This window comes from Kitasatospora sp. NEAU-CNBT7 (genome assembly GCF_057220535.1).
Map to the genome: position 1 here is coordinate 44805 of NZ_JBXQQB010000014.1, position 14509 is coordinate 59313.

Here is a 14509-nt window from a genome sequence, read left to right on the forward strand (position 1 = left end):
CCACTATTCGGTACAGCGACCGGACCGGCCAAGATTTGCGGCAAAACAGCCGCTATCCGGACAGTGATGTGACCGAAAGTGCATGCCTGACTGCGCAGATGTGACAGATCGGGGTGGGAGTCAGGCCGAATCCGACAAGCGGGGCCCTGACGGTTTGTCGGTTGCCGACGCCCTCCCCGGCCGCCCCCGGCGCATAGGTTCACAACTGTTCACCTGTCCCGCCGTGTTCGAACGGAAGTCCCCGCCCATGGCCACCGCCACCCCCGCACCCTCCGCCACCGTCCTCGCCGACCTGCTCCCGCAGGCCGCGACCCGGCTCGGCGCCCAGGCCCGCGACCTGGCCCTGGTGGCCGGTGGCGCCGCGTTGACCGGCCTGGCCGCGCAGTTCTCGGTCAACGTCCCCGGCTCCCCGGTCCCGGTCACCGGCCAGACCTTCGCCGCCCTGCTGGTCGGCACCGCCCTCGGCGCCCGCCGCGGCATCGCCTCGCTCGGCCTCTACCTGCTGGCCGGCATGGCCGGCCTGCCCTGGTTCGCCCAGGGCAGCTCCGGCTGGGCCATGCCCAGCCTCGGCTACGTCATCGGCTTCGTCCTGGCGGCCGGCCTGACCGGCGCGCTGGCCCGCCGCGGCGCCGACCGCAGCCCGCTGCGCACCGCCGCCGCGATGGTGCTGGGGAACCTCGCGATCTACGCCGTCGGCGTCCCCTACCTCGCCCTCGCGCTGCACCTGCCGCTCGCCCGCGCCGCCGAACTGGGCCTCTACCCCTACCTGGTGGGCGACGCCCTGAAGGCCGCCCTGGCCGTCGGCGCGCTGCCGCTCACCTGGAGGCTGCTCGGCCGCCGCGGCTGACCGCACCGGCGCCGTACCGCTGCCGCACCGGCTCGCTCGGGCCCGCTGCCGGACCCGGGCGCACGCGCATGCCACACTCATACCCATGCGCGTGTACCTGGGCTCCGACCATGCCGGATACGAACTCAAGAACCACCTTGTGGAGTGGCTGAAGGGGGCCGGCCACGAGCCGGTCGACTGCGGCCCGCACATCTACGACGCCGAGGACGACTACCCGCCGTTCTGCCTGCGGGCCGCCGAGCGGACCGCGGCCGACCCGGAGGCGCTGGGCGTGGTGATCGGCGGCTCCGGCAACGGTGAGGCGATCGCCGCCAACAAGGTCAAGGGCGTCCGTGCGGCGCTGGCCTGGAGCGAGCAGACCGCCGCCCTCGGCCGGGAGCACAACAACGCCAACGTGATCAGCGTCGGCGGCCGGATGCACACCGTCGACGAGGCCACCAAGTTCGTCGAGATCTTCCTCAACACCCCGTACAGCGGCGAGGCCCGGCACACCCGCCGGATCGAGATGCTGAGCGAGTACGAGACCACCGGCGAGCTCCCGCCGATCCCGGCCCACCACCCCCAGGGCTGATCCCGCACCACCCCACCCCGCCCACCCTCCCGTCCTGCCGCACGGGCGTCAGAACCCGTGCGGCAGCCAGGGTGCGAGCTCCCCGGCGAACGCCCGCGAGGCCTCCGCCAGCGCCCCCTCGCGCAGTTCGGTCACCCGTCCGGCCGCCGCCAGCGCGGCGAGCGTCACCCCGCCGAGGTAGGCCGAGCCCAACGCCCGGACGTCCAGCGCCAGATCGGCCGGCCGGTCGGTCCGGGCGCAGTCCGCCCCCTTGCCGGGGCCCTCCGAGCGCAGCCGCCAGCTCCCCGCGTTCCACGGGCAGAAGCCGTCCGTCACCGCCAGCACCAGGTCCACCGGCAGCGCGTACCCGCGCTGCCCGAGCGCGGCGCCGACCTCCACCAGCCGGACGAACAGCGAGTCCTCCAGCTGTGGCTCCAGCCGGCGCGGATCCGAGACCAGGTACAGCAGCGGATCGTCGACCGGCCGGTTGCGGGCGACCACCCGCTCGGTCAGGTCCAGGTCCAGCAGGTACGACCAGAGTGCCGCGTACACCTGCGGCGTCAGCGCCTCGACGTCCCGCACCCGGACCGTGCCGGCCGCGTTGTTCCCGGACCACTCGCCCTTCACCGCGTAGCGCGCGTACCCGAGCAGCCGCCCGCCGTCCTGCTCCTCGACGAGCACGCACTGCAGCGGCGAGGCGCCGTCCCGCGCGGCGGGGGCGTCCAGCAGCGGCAGCTGCTGCCAGCCCGGGCGGCGCTCCAGCAGGCCCGGCCGGCCCGGCACCAGCCGGGCGTACAGCTCCTCGCAGGCGGCCGAGGCCACCACCGGGTCGGCCAGCCGCAGGCGCAGCGCGGGCCCCGGCAGCGCCGGTACCGAGACCTTGGCGCTCGGCAGCGTCACCGCCATCCGCCAGCTCCCCAGCCCGTAGCCGAACCGGCCGTAGATGGCCGGCTCCGACGCGGTCAGCACCGCCAGCGCCTCGCCGCGGGCCCGGACGTCGTCCAGCTGGCGGCGCATCAGCGCGGTCAGCGCCCCGCGCCGGCGGTGCGTCGGCAGCACCCCGACCATGGTGACCCCCGCCGCCGGCAGCACCGTGCCGCCGGGCACCGCCATCGCGAAGGTGAACGCGCTGGCCCCGCCGACGATCGCGGTGCCGTCACAGACCGCCAGCGAGCGGTCGACCTCGGTCAGTTCCCGCCACAGCGCACGCTCCTCCGGCGGCTCCTCCTCACCGCCGAAGGCGATCTCCAGCCCCCGGTACCAGGTCTCCCACTCCCCGGCGACCAGCGGACGGACGGTCAGGGCCCCGGATGCGGTCATGTCGGCAGTCATATGTCAGAGCTATCAGGCCCGCGGTCGGCACGCGACCGACTTTTGCGACATGTCCGGTCGAATCCGTAGGCCCGCCGGCAGCGCCCCCGGCCCCGCCGCACGCTCCCGGCCGCCCGGCGGGCGCCCCCGCCCGGCAGGCCCCGCCGGCGGCCGAAACGCGCCGGACCGCGACCGGGACACCCGGGCCTGGCCGGCCCACCCCGTCGACGGGGGCCCCGGGCGGTGGATAAGGTCGGACCCCATGGCTGGCAGAGAGCCGGGCGCACCGCCCCAGACACCCACGACGGGCCCGACCGCGACGGCGGCCGCCGAGCCCGCCGCGGCCCAGGTGCGCGCCAGGCTCTACCGGGCCCGCCGCCGGGTCCGCCGGGCCGGGGTCGACTACTTCCGCGGCGACGGCGCCGACTGGCTCGCCTTCACGGCCTTCCTGCTCGCCATCCCGCTGCTGGTCCTGCTCAACGTGGCCGTCCCCGACTGGGTCCCGCCCACCGCCCTGGTGCTCCCGATCCTGGCCGGGGCCATGCTGCTGCGGCCCGGCACCCTGGTCCTGCTCTACGGCGCCGCCGCGCTCGGCCTGTCCACCGAGTCCCTGATCCACACCGGTGAGCGGGTCGGCAGCAGCCACCCCGAGCAGTACGTCTACGGGGTGACCCCCGGCGCCGCGCTGGTGGTCGGCGCGGTCGGGGTGGCCGGCCTGCTGGTCGCCCAGTTCCGCAGCCGGGTCGGTGTGCCGTGGCGCGGCGGCGGCTCGATGCTCTTCGACCTGCGCGAACGGATCCGGGTCCAGGGCCGCCTCCCGGCCCTGCCCGACGGCTGGCAGGCCGACATGGCGCTGCGCCCGGCCGGCGGCCAGTCCTTCTCCGGGGACTTCGTGGTCGCCGCCCGCACCGGTCCGGGCCGCCGGGTGCTGGAGGCGGTGCTGGCGGACGTCTCCGGCAAGGGCATGGACGCCGGTTCCCGGGCGCTGCTGCTGTCCGGCGCGTTCGGCGGGCTGCTCGGCTCGCTGCCGGCCCACGAGTTCCTGCCCGCGGCCAACGGCTACCTGCTCCGGCAGGACTGGGACGAGGGCTTCGCCACCGCCGTCCACCTGGTGCTCGACCTGGACACCGGTGAGTACGAGCTGCTCTCGGCCGGGCACCTGCCCGGGATGCAGCGGCTGGCCGGGGCCGGCCGCTGGGAGGTGCAGGAGGCCGAGGGCCCGCTGCTCGGGGTCTACGACGGCGCCAAGTTCGACGGCGTGCGGGGGCGGCTCGGCCACGGCGACGTGCTGCTGCTGTGCACCGACGGCATGGTCGAGGTGCCCGGCCGGGACCTCACCGAGGGCATGGACCGGCTGATGGGGGAGGCCGACCGGCTGGTGGCCGGCGGCCAGTTCGGCGTCGGCAGCCGCGGCGCGGCCGGCCGGCTGATCGAGACGGTCGCCAAGGACGTCAACGACGACCGGGCCGTGCTGCTGCTCTGGCGGCGCTGAACCGGGGCCGTCCGGCGCCGGCGAGCGCGGCGGCCGGTGGTGTCAACACGCAGTGGTGATCTTCGGCCATTCCGGCACCGGGCGGGCGCAGTGGATCTCCTCGCAGGCCGACCGCCGGATTCCGCCGTCCCGGGCCGGTTGCCCGGGCCCTGCCGACGGCCCGTCAGAAGGGCTCCGCTATCGTCTCGGACGGCGGAAATTCGTCCCACATCCCGGGATCTTCGTCCCCGGCTTCCGGCAAGTCCTTTACGGAGTCCGCACGAGCGACCACACTGAGTCCGGGTGGGCTGGTCGAGACTCGGGGGATGGGGGGCGGATCGTGCGCCACGCAGCTGTCATCGGGGGGCTCCGGCTGCTCCGCGGCACTCCGGTCGCGGCGGGACGGCCTGTCCGCCAGGGGCCGTCCGGTCCCGTCCCGAATCCCCGCCATGAAATGAGGAAGTGAGTCCGGGTGGCCTTCTCCGTCTCCGCGCTGGTGCTGTTCGGCATCATCGTCGTCATCTTCATCCGCAACAAGCAGCTGAAGACCAGCCACGCGATCATCGCGGCGCTGTTCGGGTTCATGGTGAGCCAGTCCACGGCCGCCAAGCCGATCCAGGACTTCCTCACCCAGCTGGCCTCGACGATCTCCTCCGTCGCGGGCTGATCCTCCGCCCCGGCGGTCGAGCCGGTCGGCCAGGGCCGCCCGGCGCTTCGTCCTGCCCCGGCCCGGCCCCCGCCGGGCCCGGACCGGTCCTACCCGCGCTGCGGCTTGGCGCGCCGCCAGCGGCCGAGCAGCCCCGTCCGGCGGCCCGGCGCGGCCGTCACGGCGGCGGACGCGGGGCGGGCGGCGACGGCCGGCGGCTCGGGGGCCTCGGCCACCAGCAGCACGAACAGCCGGGCCCAGCAGAGGCGTTCGCCACGCGGCCAGTCCAGTGAGCGCAGCACGGCCGAGGCGCGGTCGGAGACGACCCCGTTGACCCGGACCTCGGCGACGTCCTCCCCGGCCCGGCCGCCGAGGAACAGCTTCACGCCGTTCACCTGCGGCCCGGTCAGCTCCGGACGGAGCGCCTCGGCCAGCGCCGGCAGCGGCTGGTGGTCCGCCAGCCAGTCGGCCAACTGCCGCGAGCCGAACCCGAACACGGCCGCCGGGCCCTGCACCGCGTGCCAGCCGGGCAGCTCCGGCGAGCGGTAATGGTCGCCGTGCTCGCCCCGCCGGTCCAGCAGTTCGACCACGGCGCTGGCGGTGGTGGTGGCCCACATCCGTACCGCGTTGTCGAGTTGCTCCTCCTCGGTCCGCCCGAGACCGGCCGCGCAGTCCCAGACCACCGGCCCGTCCGCCCGGCCCAGCTGCAGCACGTAGCCGAGGTCGACATGGCCGGAGCCGCCGTCGCCCGGGTGCTCGCGGACCGCCAGCGCGGTGGTGCCGGGCCCGCGCAGCACCTCGCCGTCGACGGTGAAGTGCCGTCCGAGACGCGCCATTTCGCGGATCACACTGCGCTGGATGACGTCCAGTCGGTGCTGCGGGCGCACGGCCGGCTCCTTGCTCGAATGGTGGGGCGGAATCGAACGCGTGTGAGGCTATCGGCCCTCGCCCGCGCGCGGGAAACCGCGCCGAGGGCCGGGCCGGCCGGGTCCGGACCCTCCGGTGGGGGCCGGAACGCGGCGGCAGGGGCCCGCGCGGGCGCCCGGAGCCGGGTGCGGCCACCGCGGGGGCCGGTGCGGGGGTGACCGGAGTCACCAGGAACCCGCAGGTGCGGTGACCTCGGGTGACCGGGCGGGCGCAGAACGTCCCGACGGCAACGCTGCGTCGCCCGCGAATCAGCCCGTCGTGAGCGCTTCGGCTGCGGTGGGCCGCAGGGCCGCAGCGGAGCGTGACCTTCGGCCCGGTTGATCTTATCCGGCCTTGATTTTCTTACGGGCCATCACTTGCTACGTATACGCCTCATGGGCTTTGCTTCGTGACCTGCCCGGCAAACGCCGGGTGGGGCCACCGGGCGGAACGCCGAGTCCTGCCGCTGCCCGGGGCCGACCGCACCTCATCCGTGCACGGCAGGAGCGGGGGACCCAAGGTAAGTGCCGTTTCCGGTGTTCCGGGACGGCTTGGGGTGAAGCCGCGTCTTCTCGCGGCCGGGCGATCTCCCGTCCGAACCCGACAGCTCACCTCGCAGGCGTCGGAGAAGGAACCGCTCAATGTCCGCCAAGGGCAAGCACCGTCGTCCCCGTCTGTCCCGACTGACCCGCATCGCCGTCGCCACCGGTGTCGTCACCGCTGCCGTCGCGCTCCCGGCCACCGCCGCCCAGGCGCACACCGCTGCTGACGCCCACGGCACCGTCTCCGCGTCGGCCGCCGACCAGGCCGCGCCCGCCGCCGCCGAGGCCGCTCCGGCCGCCGACCACAGCTACCAGGTGGTCCACGGCGACACCCTGTCCAAGATCGCCGACGCCCAGCATGTCGACGGCGGCTGGCAGAAGCTGTACCAGGACAACCGCCAGGTCGTCGGCGACAACCCGAACCTCATCTACCCGGGCCAGAAGCTGACCGTGGGCGGCCACCAGGCCGAGGCCCCGGCCAAGGCCTCGCGCTCCGAGCACCGCGCCCCGGTCGCCCCGGCCCCGCAGGCCGCCGCCCCGAAGGCCGCGGCGCCCAAGGCCGAGACCGCCAAGCCGGCCGCGCCGAAGACCGCCGCCCCGAAGACCGCCGAGACCCCGGCCGCCGCCACCCCGGCGACCTCGGGTTATGTCGCCCCGGTCAACGGCCCGCTCGGCACCCCGTACCACCAGGCCGGCTCCAACTGGTCGTCCGGCTACCACACCGGCGTCGACTTCGTCGTGGGCACCGGCACCTCCGTGAAGGCCATCACGGCCGGCACCGTGGTCTCCGCCGGCAACGGCGGCGCCTACGGCAACGAGGTCGTCATCAAGCACGCCGACGGCAAGTACTCGGAGTACGCCCACCTGTCCTCGATCGGCGTCTCGGTCGGCCAGACCGTCACCGCCGGCCAGCAGATCGGCCTCTCCGGCGCCACCGGCAACGTGACCGGCCCGCACCTGCACTTCGAGGTGCGCACCGGCCCGGCCTACGGCTCGGACATCGACCCGGTGGCGTACCTCGCCGCCCACGGCGTCAAGGTCTGATCCTCCCAGGAGCGACCGACCACAGCCGGTACCTGCCGCAGGCCCGGCCCGGGACACCACGTCCGGGGCCGGGCCCGCGGCATGTCCGCCACCGCCTGGCCCGGCCCGGCCCTCCGCGGGAGCGCGCCACCGCCGGAATCCCCTCGCGGTCCGGCCGCCCGGCCCGGCATGATCGCCCGATGACACCACTGCCACCCCTACCGGGCCCCCGACCACCCGACGGCCCCGCGCCGGTACGGGGGCCGGCCCCACCCGCGACCGGTCCGGTGGACCCCGGGTGCACCGCATGACCAGCTTCCTGACCCACCGGACGCACGTGCACGACGCCCGGCTCCCCGTTCACCGGCGGCACAGCGCGCTGCGCACCTGCCTCACCCGGTTCGCCCCCTACGGGCTGCGGGCGACGTACCACCACCTCACCCTCAGTGCCCGGATCCCGCGGCGGCTGGAGGACGATCCGGCCGCGCTGGTGCGGGCGGTGGAGGAACTGCACGAGGCGCGCGAGCTGTGGCGCATCCGGGCCGAGGAGTTCGAGGCGCGGCGCCGGGCGCAGAAGCGGGCCGGGCGGCGGGCCTCACCGGAGCCCCGGCCGTGGTGGCTGCGGGGCCGGGTGAGGGAGGACGGCTCGCCCCGTGCCTGGTACGACGATCCGAACCGCCACCCGCCACTGCGGCTGCCCGACTACGTCCGGCGGCGGAACGCGCTGCTGGACGGGGCCGACCTGCCCGGCTGCCCGGCCTGCGGGGACGAGGGGGCGCCGGTGGCGCAGCCGACCGGATGCGGCCGCGTCGAGCTGTGCGGCCGGTGCGGGTGGGCGCCGGCGCCGTGCCCGTGCGCGCGGGAGCACCGGATCGTGCCGGCCGCCCCGTGGAGCTGGAACGAGATCTGGCGGCGGACGCACCTCGACGATGACGGGCACCCGGTGGGCCCGGAGAGCTGACGCGCCCTCACACGACTTCGGCCCCGGGCCGGCGAGTTGGTTTCCGGCCCGGGGACGAAACGTTGGGGCGGGTGGCGAGAACCGCACCCGCGTGACCAGTTTGGAAGACTGGGGCTCTACCATTGAGCTACACCCGCGTGCGTGCAGTTGACGGCACGTCGGACTGTACACGACCGCCCGGCCGACGGTGCGGCCGCGAGGTCGGGCCCAGCGTACCTGGTCGGGGCGGTGGAGTGCACGTCGCTTCCGCTCCGGCGGGGGTTGATAATGCGCCGGACGGGGGGAGGCCGCCGTGTACGCTTCCTCTCGGCACCACGGGGTGTGGCGCAGCTTGGTAGCGCGTCCGCTTTGGGAGCGGAAGGCCGTCGGTTCGAATCCGGTCACCCCGACAGTGTGCGGCAGGGTCTCGTCCACCGGACGGGGCCCTGTTGTCGTCGAGCGCGGTGGCGGCCCCGCGGCGGGCCTGCGAGGGCACCCGGGACTCCGTCTTTCGTCCGTCTTTCGCCGTACCGGTAGGATGGGCTGCTGGCGGTAGTCCCTGTGGCATGCTCGCAGGTCAACCGCCCGAGGGCGAGGAGTCACGCTCACCGTCCGGCCCACCACGGGAGATGCAGCTCCAACCGCCCATCGCCCGTCTCGCCCGCTCGCTCGGCCGCCCCGGCCGTACCGGGCCGGGCGGAGACAACCCGACCGCAAGCCCCCTAGGAGACCCAACCGTGAAGAGCGCCGTCGAGACTCTGAACCCCACTCGGGTTCGACTCACCGTCGAGGTGCCCTTCGAGGAGCTCAAGCCCAGCCTCGACGCGGCGTACAAGAAGATCAACCAGCAGGTCACCGTGCCGGGCTTCCGTAAGGGCAAGATCCCGAACAAGGTGATCGACCAGCGCTTCGGCCGTGCCGCGGTGCTCGAGGAGGCCGTGAACGACGCGCTGCCGCGCTTCTACACGCAGGCCGTCGACGAGGGCAAGATCGAGGTCCTCGGTCAGCCCGACATCACGGACATCGAGGGTGTCGAGAAGCTCGTCGACGGTGGTGACCTCAAGTTCACCGCCGAGGTCGACGTCCGCCCGGAGATCGCCCTGCCGGACTACTCCTCGATCAGCGTGGTCGTCGACCCGGTCGTCGTCACCGACGAGGACATCGACAAGTCGCTGGAGCAGCTGCGCGAGCGCTTCTCCTCGGTCAAGGACGTCGAGCGCGCCGCCGCGGCCGAGGACGTCGTGGTCGTGGACCTCGAGGCCAAGGTCGACGGCGAGGTGCCGGAGGACGGCACCGCGACCGGCGTGAGCTACGAGCTCGGCTCCGGCCGCCTGCTGGACGGCATCGACGAGGCCGTCATCGGCCTGTCCGCCGGTGAGTCCAAGACCTTCACCACCACCCTCAAGGGTGGCACCCAGGCCGGCAAGGACTCGGAGGTCACCGTCACCGTGACCGCCGTCCAGGAGAAGGAGCTCCCCGAGCTGGACGACGAGTTCGCCCAGCTGGCGAGCGAGTTCGACACCCTGGAGGAGCTGCGTGCCGACTCCCGCAAGCGCCTGGAGCGCATGAAGGAGTTCGACCAGGCCACCCAGGCGCAGGAGAAGGTCCTGGACGAGCTGCTCGGCCTGGTCGAGATGGAGTACCCGGAGAAGCTCCTCAAGGACGAGATCGAGACCCGCCGCCACAACCTCGAGCACCACCAGCTGGAGCCGATGGGCCTGACCCTGGAGGCCTACCTGGCCACCCAGGACAAGACCCTCGAGGCCTTCCTGGCGGAGACCGAGGAGCAGGCCAAGAAGGGCATCAAGACCCAGTTCGTGCTGGACGAGATCGTGGGCAAGGAGGAGCTCGGCGTCAACCAGGAGGAGCTCACCGAGCACCTGATCCGCCGCGCCGCCGGCTCCGGCCTCACCCCGGACCAGTTCGCGCAGCAGGTCGTCCAGGGCGGCCAGGTTCCGCTGCTGGTCGGCGAGGTCGCCCGCGGCAAGGCGCTGGCCCTGGTGGTCGAGGGTGCCGAGGTCAAGGACACCAACGGCGAGATCGTCACCTTCGAGGACGACGAGGAGACCGAGGAGTCGGCCGAGGCCGGCACCGAGGCCGCCGCCGACGAGGCCGCGGAGTCGACCGAGGCCTGATCCCCGGCCGGCCGCGGCAGCAGTCCGCGGCCCGAGCAGTGACAGACCGGACCCGTGGGCCCGGACGCCGTGAGGTGTCCGGGCCCACGGGCGTTCGCTGTGCGTTCGCACCACCGGACCCTGCGCTCACAGCGAACAGTTCTGCGTGGGGGATTCTGCGGCCCCGCCCGGGCGTTAGGGTCCATAGACAGCGACACACAAGCAGATCGACTGAGCAGGTGGCTAAGTGACGTTCCCGCAGATGCAGATGCCTGGCCTGATGGCGCCGCACGCCGCCGCTGGTGACGTGCTCGGCGGCCTGGGCGACCAGGTCTACAACCGGCTGCTCAACGAGCGGATCATCTTCCTCGGCCAGCAGGTCGACGACGACATCGCCAACAAGATCACGGCCCAGCTCCTGCTGCTGGCGGCCGACCCCGACAAGGACATCTACCTCTACATCAACTCCCCGGGCGGCTCGATCACGGCCGGCATGGCGATCTACGACACCATGCAGTACATCAAGAACGACGTGGTCACGATCGCGATGGGCATGGCGGCCTCGATGGGCCAGTTCCTGCTGACGGCCGGCACCCCGGGCAAGCGCTTCTCGCTGCCCAACGCCAACATCCTGATGCACCAGCCCTCGGCCGGCCTCGGCGGCTCCGCCACCGACATCAAGATCCAGGCCGAGCAGCTGCTGCGCACCAAGAAGCGGATGTCGGAGCTGATCGCGCACCACAGCGGCCAGACCTTCGACCGGGTGACCGCGGACTCCGACCGGGACCGCTGGTTCACCCCGGAGGAGGCCAAGGAGTACGGCCTCATCGACCAGATCATGCACAGCGCCGCGGACGTTCCCGGCGGCGGCGGCACGGGCGCCTGAGCGCCGCCCGTAAGAGACCCCCAGACCGCACGCTTCGTCGGAGGACGGACCAACCCATGAACACCACCCCCAACATGCCGCGCGGTGAGTACTACGGCGCCCGCGCCGAGGGCCGTTACATCGTCCCGCGCTTCGTCGAGCGCACCTCGCAGGGCATCCGCGAGTACGACCCGTACGCCAAGCTGTTCGAGGAGCGCATCATCTTCCTCGGCTCCCAGGTGGACGACGTCTCGGCCAACGACATCATGGCCCAGCTGCTGTGCCTGGAGTCGATGGACCCGGACCGCGAGATCCAGATGTACATCAACTCGCCCGGCGGCTCGTTCACGGCCCTGACGGCCATCTACGACACCATGCAGTACGTGAAGCCGGACATCACCACGGTCTGCATGGGCCAGGCGGCCTCGGCCGCGGCCGTGCTGCTGGCGGCCGGCACCCCCGGCAAGCGGATGGCGCTGCCGAACGCCCGGATCCTGATCCACCAGCCGTACACCGAGACCGGCCGCGGCCAGGTCTCGGACCTGGAGATCCAGGCCAAGGAGATCTTCCGGATGCGCGAGCAGCTGGAGGAGATGCTGGCCAAGCACTCCAACAAGGCGGTCGAGCAGGTCCGCGACGACATCGAGCGGGACAAGATCCTGACCGCCGAGGAGGCGCTGGAGTACGGGCTGATCGACCAGATCATCTCGACCCGCAAGACCTCGCTGACCGACTGACGGTCGCACCCGGCGGCTCCGGGGCGGGTCGCGGGCGCATCCTCCGTGCGGGATGTGACCTTGCGCCCCGCCCCGAGCCGTTCCGGTCGGGGCGCGGACCCGGCACAATTGGAGTGCGGGTCCATGCCCGCAGGACGGCATCTGTTCGGTATCAATTCGCCCAGGGCGTAGGGCAGAGCTGCCGAAGACACCGGAATTCCCGGCTCGGCAGAGTACCGTCGGATAGCGAGACCGGCCGCCGTTCGGCGCAGCCGGTCCACAGCACCAGGCCCCGGAACCCCCGCGGGGCCCCTGGCGAAGGGGAAGCACCTCGTGGCACGCATCGGAGACGGCGGCGACCTGCTCAAGTGCTCGTTCTGCGGCAAATCGCAGAAGCAGGTGAAGAAGCTGATCGCCGGGCCAGGTGTGTACATCTGCGACGAGTGCATCGACCTGTGCAACGAGATCATCGAGGAGGAGCTCGCCGAGAGCTCCGAGGTGCGCTTCGAGGAGCTGCCGAAGCCCCGCGAGATCTACGAGTTCCTGGACCAGTACGTGGTCGGCCAGGAAGCGGCGAAGAAGGCACTGTCGGTCGCGGTCTACAACCACTACAAGCGCGTCCAGGCCGGTGAGAACGGCCGTTCCGGCGGCAACGGCCGCGAGGACGCGATCGAGCTGGCCAAGTCGAACATCCTGCTGCTCGGCCCGACCGGTTCGGGCAAGACGCTGCTGGCGCAGACCCTGGCCCGGATGCTGAACGTGCCGTTCGCCATCGCGGACGCCACGGCGCTGACCGAGGCCGGCTACGTCGGCGAGGACGTCGAGAACATCCTGCTCAAGCTGATCCAGGCGGCCGACTACGACGTCAAGAAGGCCGAGACCGGGATCATCTACATCGACGAGATCGACAAGGTCGCCCGCAAGAGCGAGAACCCGTCGATCACCCGCGACGTCTCGGGCGAGGGCGTCCAGCAGGCGCTGCTGAAGATCCTGGAGGGCACCACCGCCTCGGTGCCGCCGCAGGGCGGCCGCAAGCACCCGCACCAGGAGTTCATCCAGATCGACACCACCAACGTGCTGTTCATCGTGGGCGGTGCGTTCGCGGGCCTGGAGCGGATCATCGAGGGCCGGGCGGGTGCCAAGGGCATCGGTTTCGGTGCCAACATCCGCTCCAAGCGCGAGCAGGACGCCAGCGACCACTTCCGTCAGGTGATGCCGGAGGACCTGGTCAAGTTCGGCATGATCCCCGAGTTCATCGGCCGCCTCCCGGTGATCACCAGCGTGCACAACCTGGACCGCGAGGCGCTGCTGCAGATCCTCACCGAGCCGAAGAACGCGCTGGTCAAGCAGTACCGCAAGCTCTTCGAACTCGACGGCGTGGAGCTGGAGTTCACCCGGGACGCGCTGGAGGCCATCGCCGACCAGGCGATCCTGCGGGGCACCGGCGCACGCGGTCTGCGGGCCATCATGGAGGAGGTGCTGATGTCGGTGATGTACGAGGTGCCCTCGCGTCAGGACGTCGCCCGGGTGGTCGTCACCGGGGACGTGGTCTCCAAGCACGCCATCCCGACCCTGGTCCCGCGCGACATGATCAAGCGCGAGCGGCGCGAGAAGAGCGCCTGACCGCCCCCGCCACGTGACGCGGCCCCGCACCGGACGGTGCGGGGCCGCTGTCGTACCTGCGGGTGGTGCCGCTCCGCTACTTCGCGACCAGCACCGCGTCGCGGATCGGCCGGGACTTCTCGGCCGCCTGGGCCGCCGACATGCCGGTACCGCTGCCGGTCACCGAGATGCCGCTGAAGACCACCGTGCCCATCGCGGAGTGGTCGGCCCAGATGCAGATCGGGGTCTCGATGGCGCTGGCGGCGGCGGAGCTGGTGGCGACGCCGCACTGCATCTTGCCGCCCGGGTCCTTGGCGTCGTTGGCGGGGACCTCGGCCAGCGGCGTCTTCCAGGTCATCTTCATGGCGGCGGCGTTGGCGGCGAGGGTCGCGCCCGGGTCGTCGACGGTGCCCCAGCTGCCGGCGACGCTGACCAGGTCGCCGAGGCCCTTCTGGTAGACGGCCGACATCGCGCCCTCGAGCTTGGTCGCCGGGTTGTTGCCGGTCGGGGCGTCCTGCGCGGACTTCTTGGTGTAGCCGCCGGGCAGCGTGGCCGGGGCGGTCAGCTTGTACTTGCCGGCCACCGACGAGGCGCCGCCGCCCTTGCCGCCGCTGCCGGAGTCGTCCTTGCCGAACTGGGTGGCGGCCACCAGGCCGCCGCCGACCAGCACCAGCGCGCCGATCACCAGGCCGACCACCAGGCCGGTGTTGCTCTTGTTCGGCGCGGGCGGCGGGTAGCCGCCGCCGTACTGCTGCGGCGCCTGCGGGTAGCCGCCCTGCGGGGCGCCGTACTGCGGCTGCGGGGCCTGCGGGTATCCGTAGCCGGGCGGCTGCTGCGCGGGGGCGCCGTACTGCGGCTGCCCGTAGCCGGGCTGCGGGACACCGGGCTGCGGGGCGCCGTACTGCGGCGGCTGGCCGTACGGCGGCGCAGGCTGCTGCGGCTGACCCGGCGGATACTGCTGACCCTGGCCGTACAT

Annotated in this window: 13 protein-coding genes, 2 tRNA genes and 1 riboswitch; of the genes, 11 read left to right on the forward strand and 4 right to left on the reverse strand. The window is 72.8% G+C overall.

Annotated features, from left to right (window positions below; all coding sequences use genetic code 11):
• The first annotated feature begins 247 nt into the window (after positions 1–247).
• Together AC2TEW_RS19545 and AC2TEW_RS19550 are read left to right on the forward strand one after the other, a co-directional pair.
• On the forward strand, positions 248–847 hold the full coding sequence (locus AC2TEW_RS19545; protein WP_484624641.1) for a biotin transporter BioY: 600 nt from the start codon (positions 248–250) through the stop codon (positions 845–847).
• Positions 848–932: 85 nt separating this feature from the next.
• The gene (locus tag AC2TEW_RS19550) at positions 933–1418 is read left to right on the forward strand and encodes a ribose-5-phosphate isomerase (protein WP_371497041.1); all 486 of its coding nucleotides are present in this window, start codon (positions 933–935) and stop codon (positions 1416–1418) included.
• A 48-nt stretch (positions 1419–1466) separates the two neighbouring features.
• On the opposite strand, the gene AC2TEW_RS19555 is transcribed toward AC2TEW_RS19550, so the two are convergent.
• Positions 1467–2717, reverse strand: coding sequence for a GNAT family N-acetyltransferase (locus AC2TEW_RS19555; protein WP_484624642.1), 1251 nt, complete (start codon positions 2715–2717; stop codon positions 1467–1469).
• A 340-nt stretch (positions 2718–3057) separates the two neighbouring features.
• Here AC2TEW_RS19555 and AC2TEW_RS19560 point away from each other — a divergent pair, with 340 nt between their 5' ends.
• Together AC2TEW_RS19560 and AC2TEW_RS19565 are read left to right on the forward strand one after the other, a co-directional pair.
• Positions 3058–4200 carry a PP2C family protein-serine/threonine phosphatase gene (locus AC2TEW_RS19560; RefSeq protein WP_484624733.1) on the forward strand — a complete coding sequence of 381 codons (1143 nt, stop codon included), beginning with the start codon at positions 3058–3060 and terminating at the stop codon, positions 4198–4200.
• 451 nt (positions 4201–4651) lie between these two features.
• Entirely contained in the window at positions 4652–4846 is a 195-nt protein-coding gene (locus tag AC2TEW_RS19565; RefSeq protein WP_350640734.1) for a hypothetical protein, read from the forward strand.
• A gap of 89 nt (positions 4847–4935) precedes the next feature.
• Here the strand turns inward: AC2TEW_RS19565 and AC2TEW_RS19570 are convergent, their stop codons facing one another.
• Positions 4936–5712, reverse strand: coding sequence for a DUF6348 family protein (locus AC2TEW_RS19570; RefSeq protein WP_484624643.1), 777 nt, complete (start codon positions 5710–5712; stop codon positions 4936–4938).
• 492 nt (positions 5713–6204) lie between these two features.
• Positions 6205–6368: riboswitch (cyclic di-AMP (ydaO/yuaA leader) on the forward strand.
• Positions 6369–6372: 4 nt separating this feature from the next.
• On the opposite strand from AC2TEW_RS19570, the gene AC2TEW_RS19575 reads away from it, so the two are divergent.
• Positions 6373–7317, forward strand: a complete 945-nt coding sequence (locus AC2TEW_RS19575; RefSeq protein ID WP_484624644.1) for a M23 family metallopeptidase — start codon at positions 6373–6375, stop codon at positions 7315–7317.
• A gap of 286 nt (positions 7318–7603) precedes the next feature.
• Complete coding sequence (locus tag AC2TEW_RS19580; protein ID WP_484624645.1) at positions 7604–8257, forward strand: hypothetical protein; 654 nt, start codon at positions 7604–7606, stop codon at positions 8255–8257.
• A gap of 63 nt (positions 8258–8320) precedes the next feature.
• On the opposite strand, the gene AC2TEW_RS19585 is transcribed toward AC2TEW_RS19580, so the two are convergent.
• A tRNA-Gly gene (locus AC2TEW_RS19585) sits at positions 8321–8394 on the reverse strand.
• 178 nt (positions 8395–8572) lie between these two features.
• Here AC2TEW_RS19585 and AC2TEW_RS19590 point away from each other — a divergent pair.
• From AC2TEW_RS19590 to clpX, 5 genes are all read left to right on the forward strand, one after another.
• Positions 8573–8646 (forward strand) — tRNA-Pro (locus AC2TEW_RS19590).
• A 327-nt stretch (positions 8647–8973) separates the two neighbouring features.
• Positions 8974–10371: a trigger factor gene (tig, locus tag AC2TEW_RS19595; protein WP_484624646.1), complete on the forward strand. Its 1398-nt coding sequence runs from the start codon at positions 8974–8976 to the stop codon at positions 10369–10371.
• Between the two features lie 247 nt (positions 10372–10618).
• On the forward strand, positions 10619–11236 hold the full coding sequence (locus AC2TEW_RS19600; protein WP_484624734.1) for an ATP-dependent Clp protease proteolytic subunit: 618 nt from the start codon (positions 10619–10621) through the stop codon (positions 11234–11236).
• A 56-nt stretch (positions 11237–11292) separates the two neighbouring features.
• Positions 11293–11952, forward strand: a complete 660-nt coding sequence (locus AC2TEW_RS19605) for an ATP-dependent Clp protease proteolytic subunit (protein ID WP_033821850.1) — start codon at positions 11293–11295, stop codon at positions 11950–11952.
• 312 nt (positions 11953–12264) lie between these two features.
• Complete coding sequence (gene clpX, locus AC2TEW_RS19610) at positions 12265–13554, forward strand: ATP-dependent Clp protease ATP-binding subunit ClpX (RefSeq protein WP_033821851.1); 1290 nt, start codon at positions 12265–12267, stop codon at positions 13552–13554.
• A gap of 76 nt (positions 13555–13630) precedes the next feature.
• Here the strand turns inward: clpX and AC2TEW_RS19615 are convergent, their stop codons facing one another.
• A complete protein-coding gene (locus AC2TEW_RS19615; protein WP_484624647.1) occupies positions 13631–14509 on the reverse strand; it encodes a hypothetical protein in 879 nt (292 codons plus the stop codon).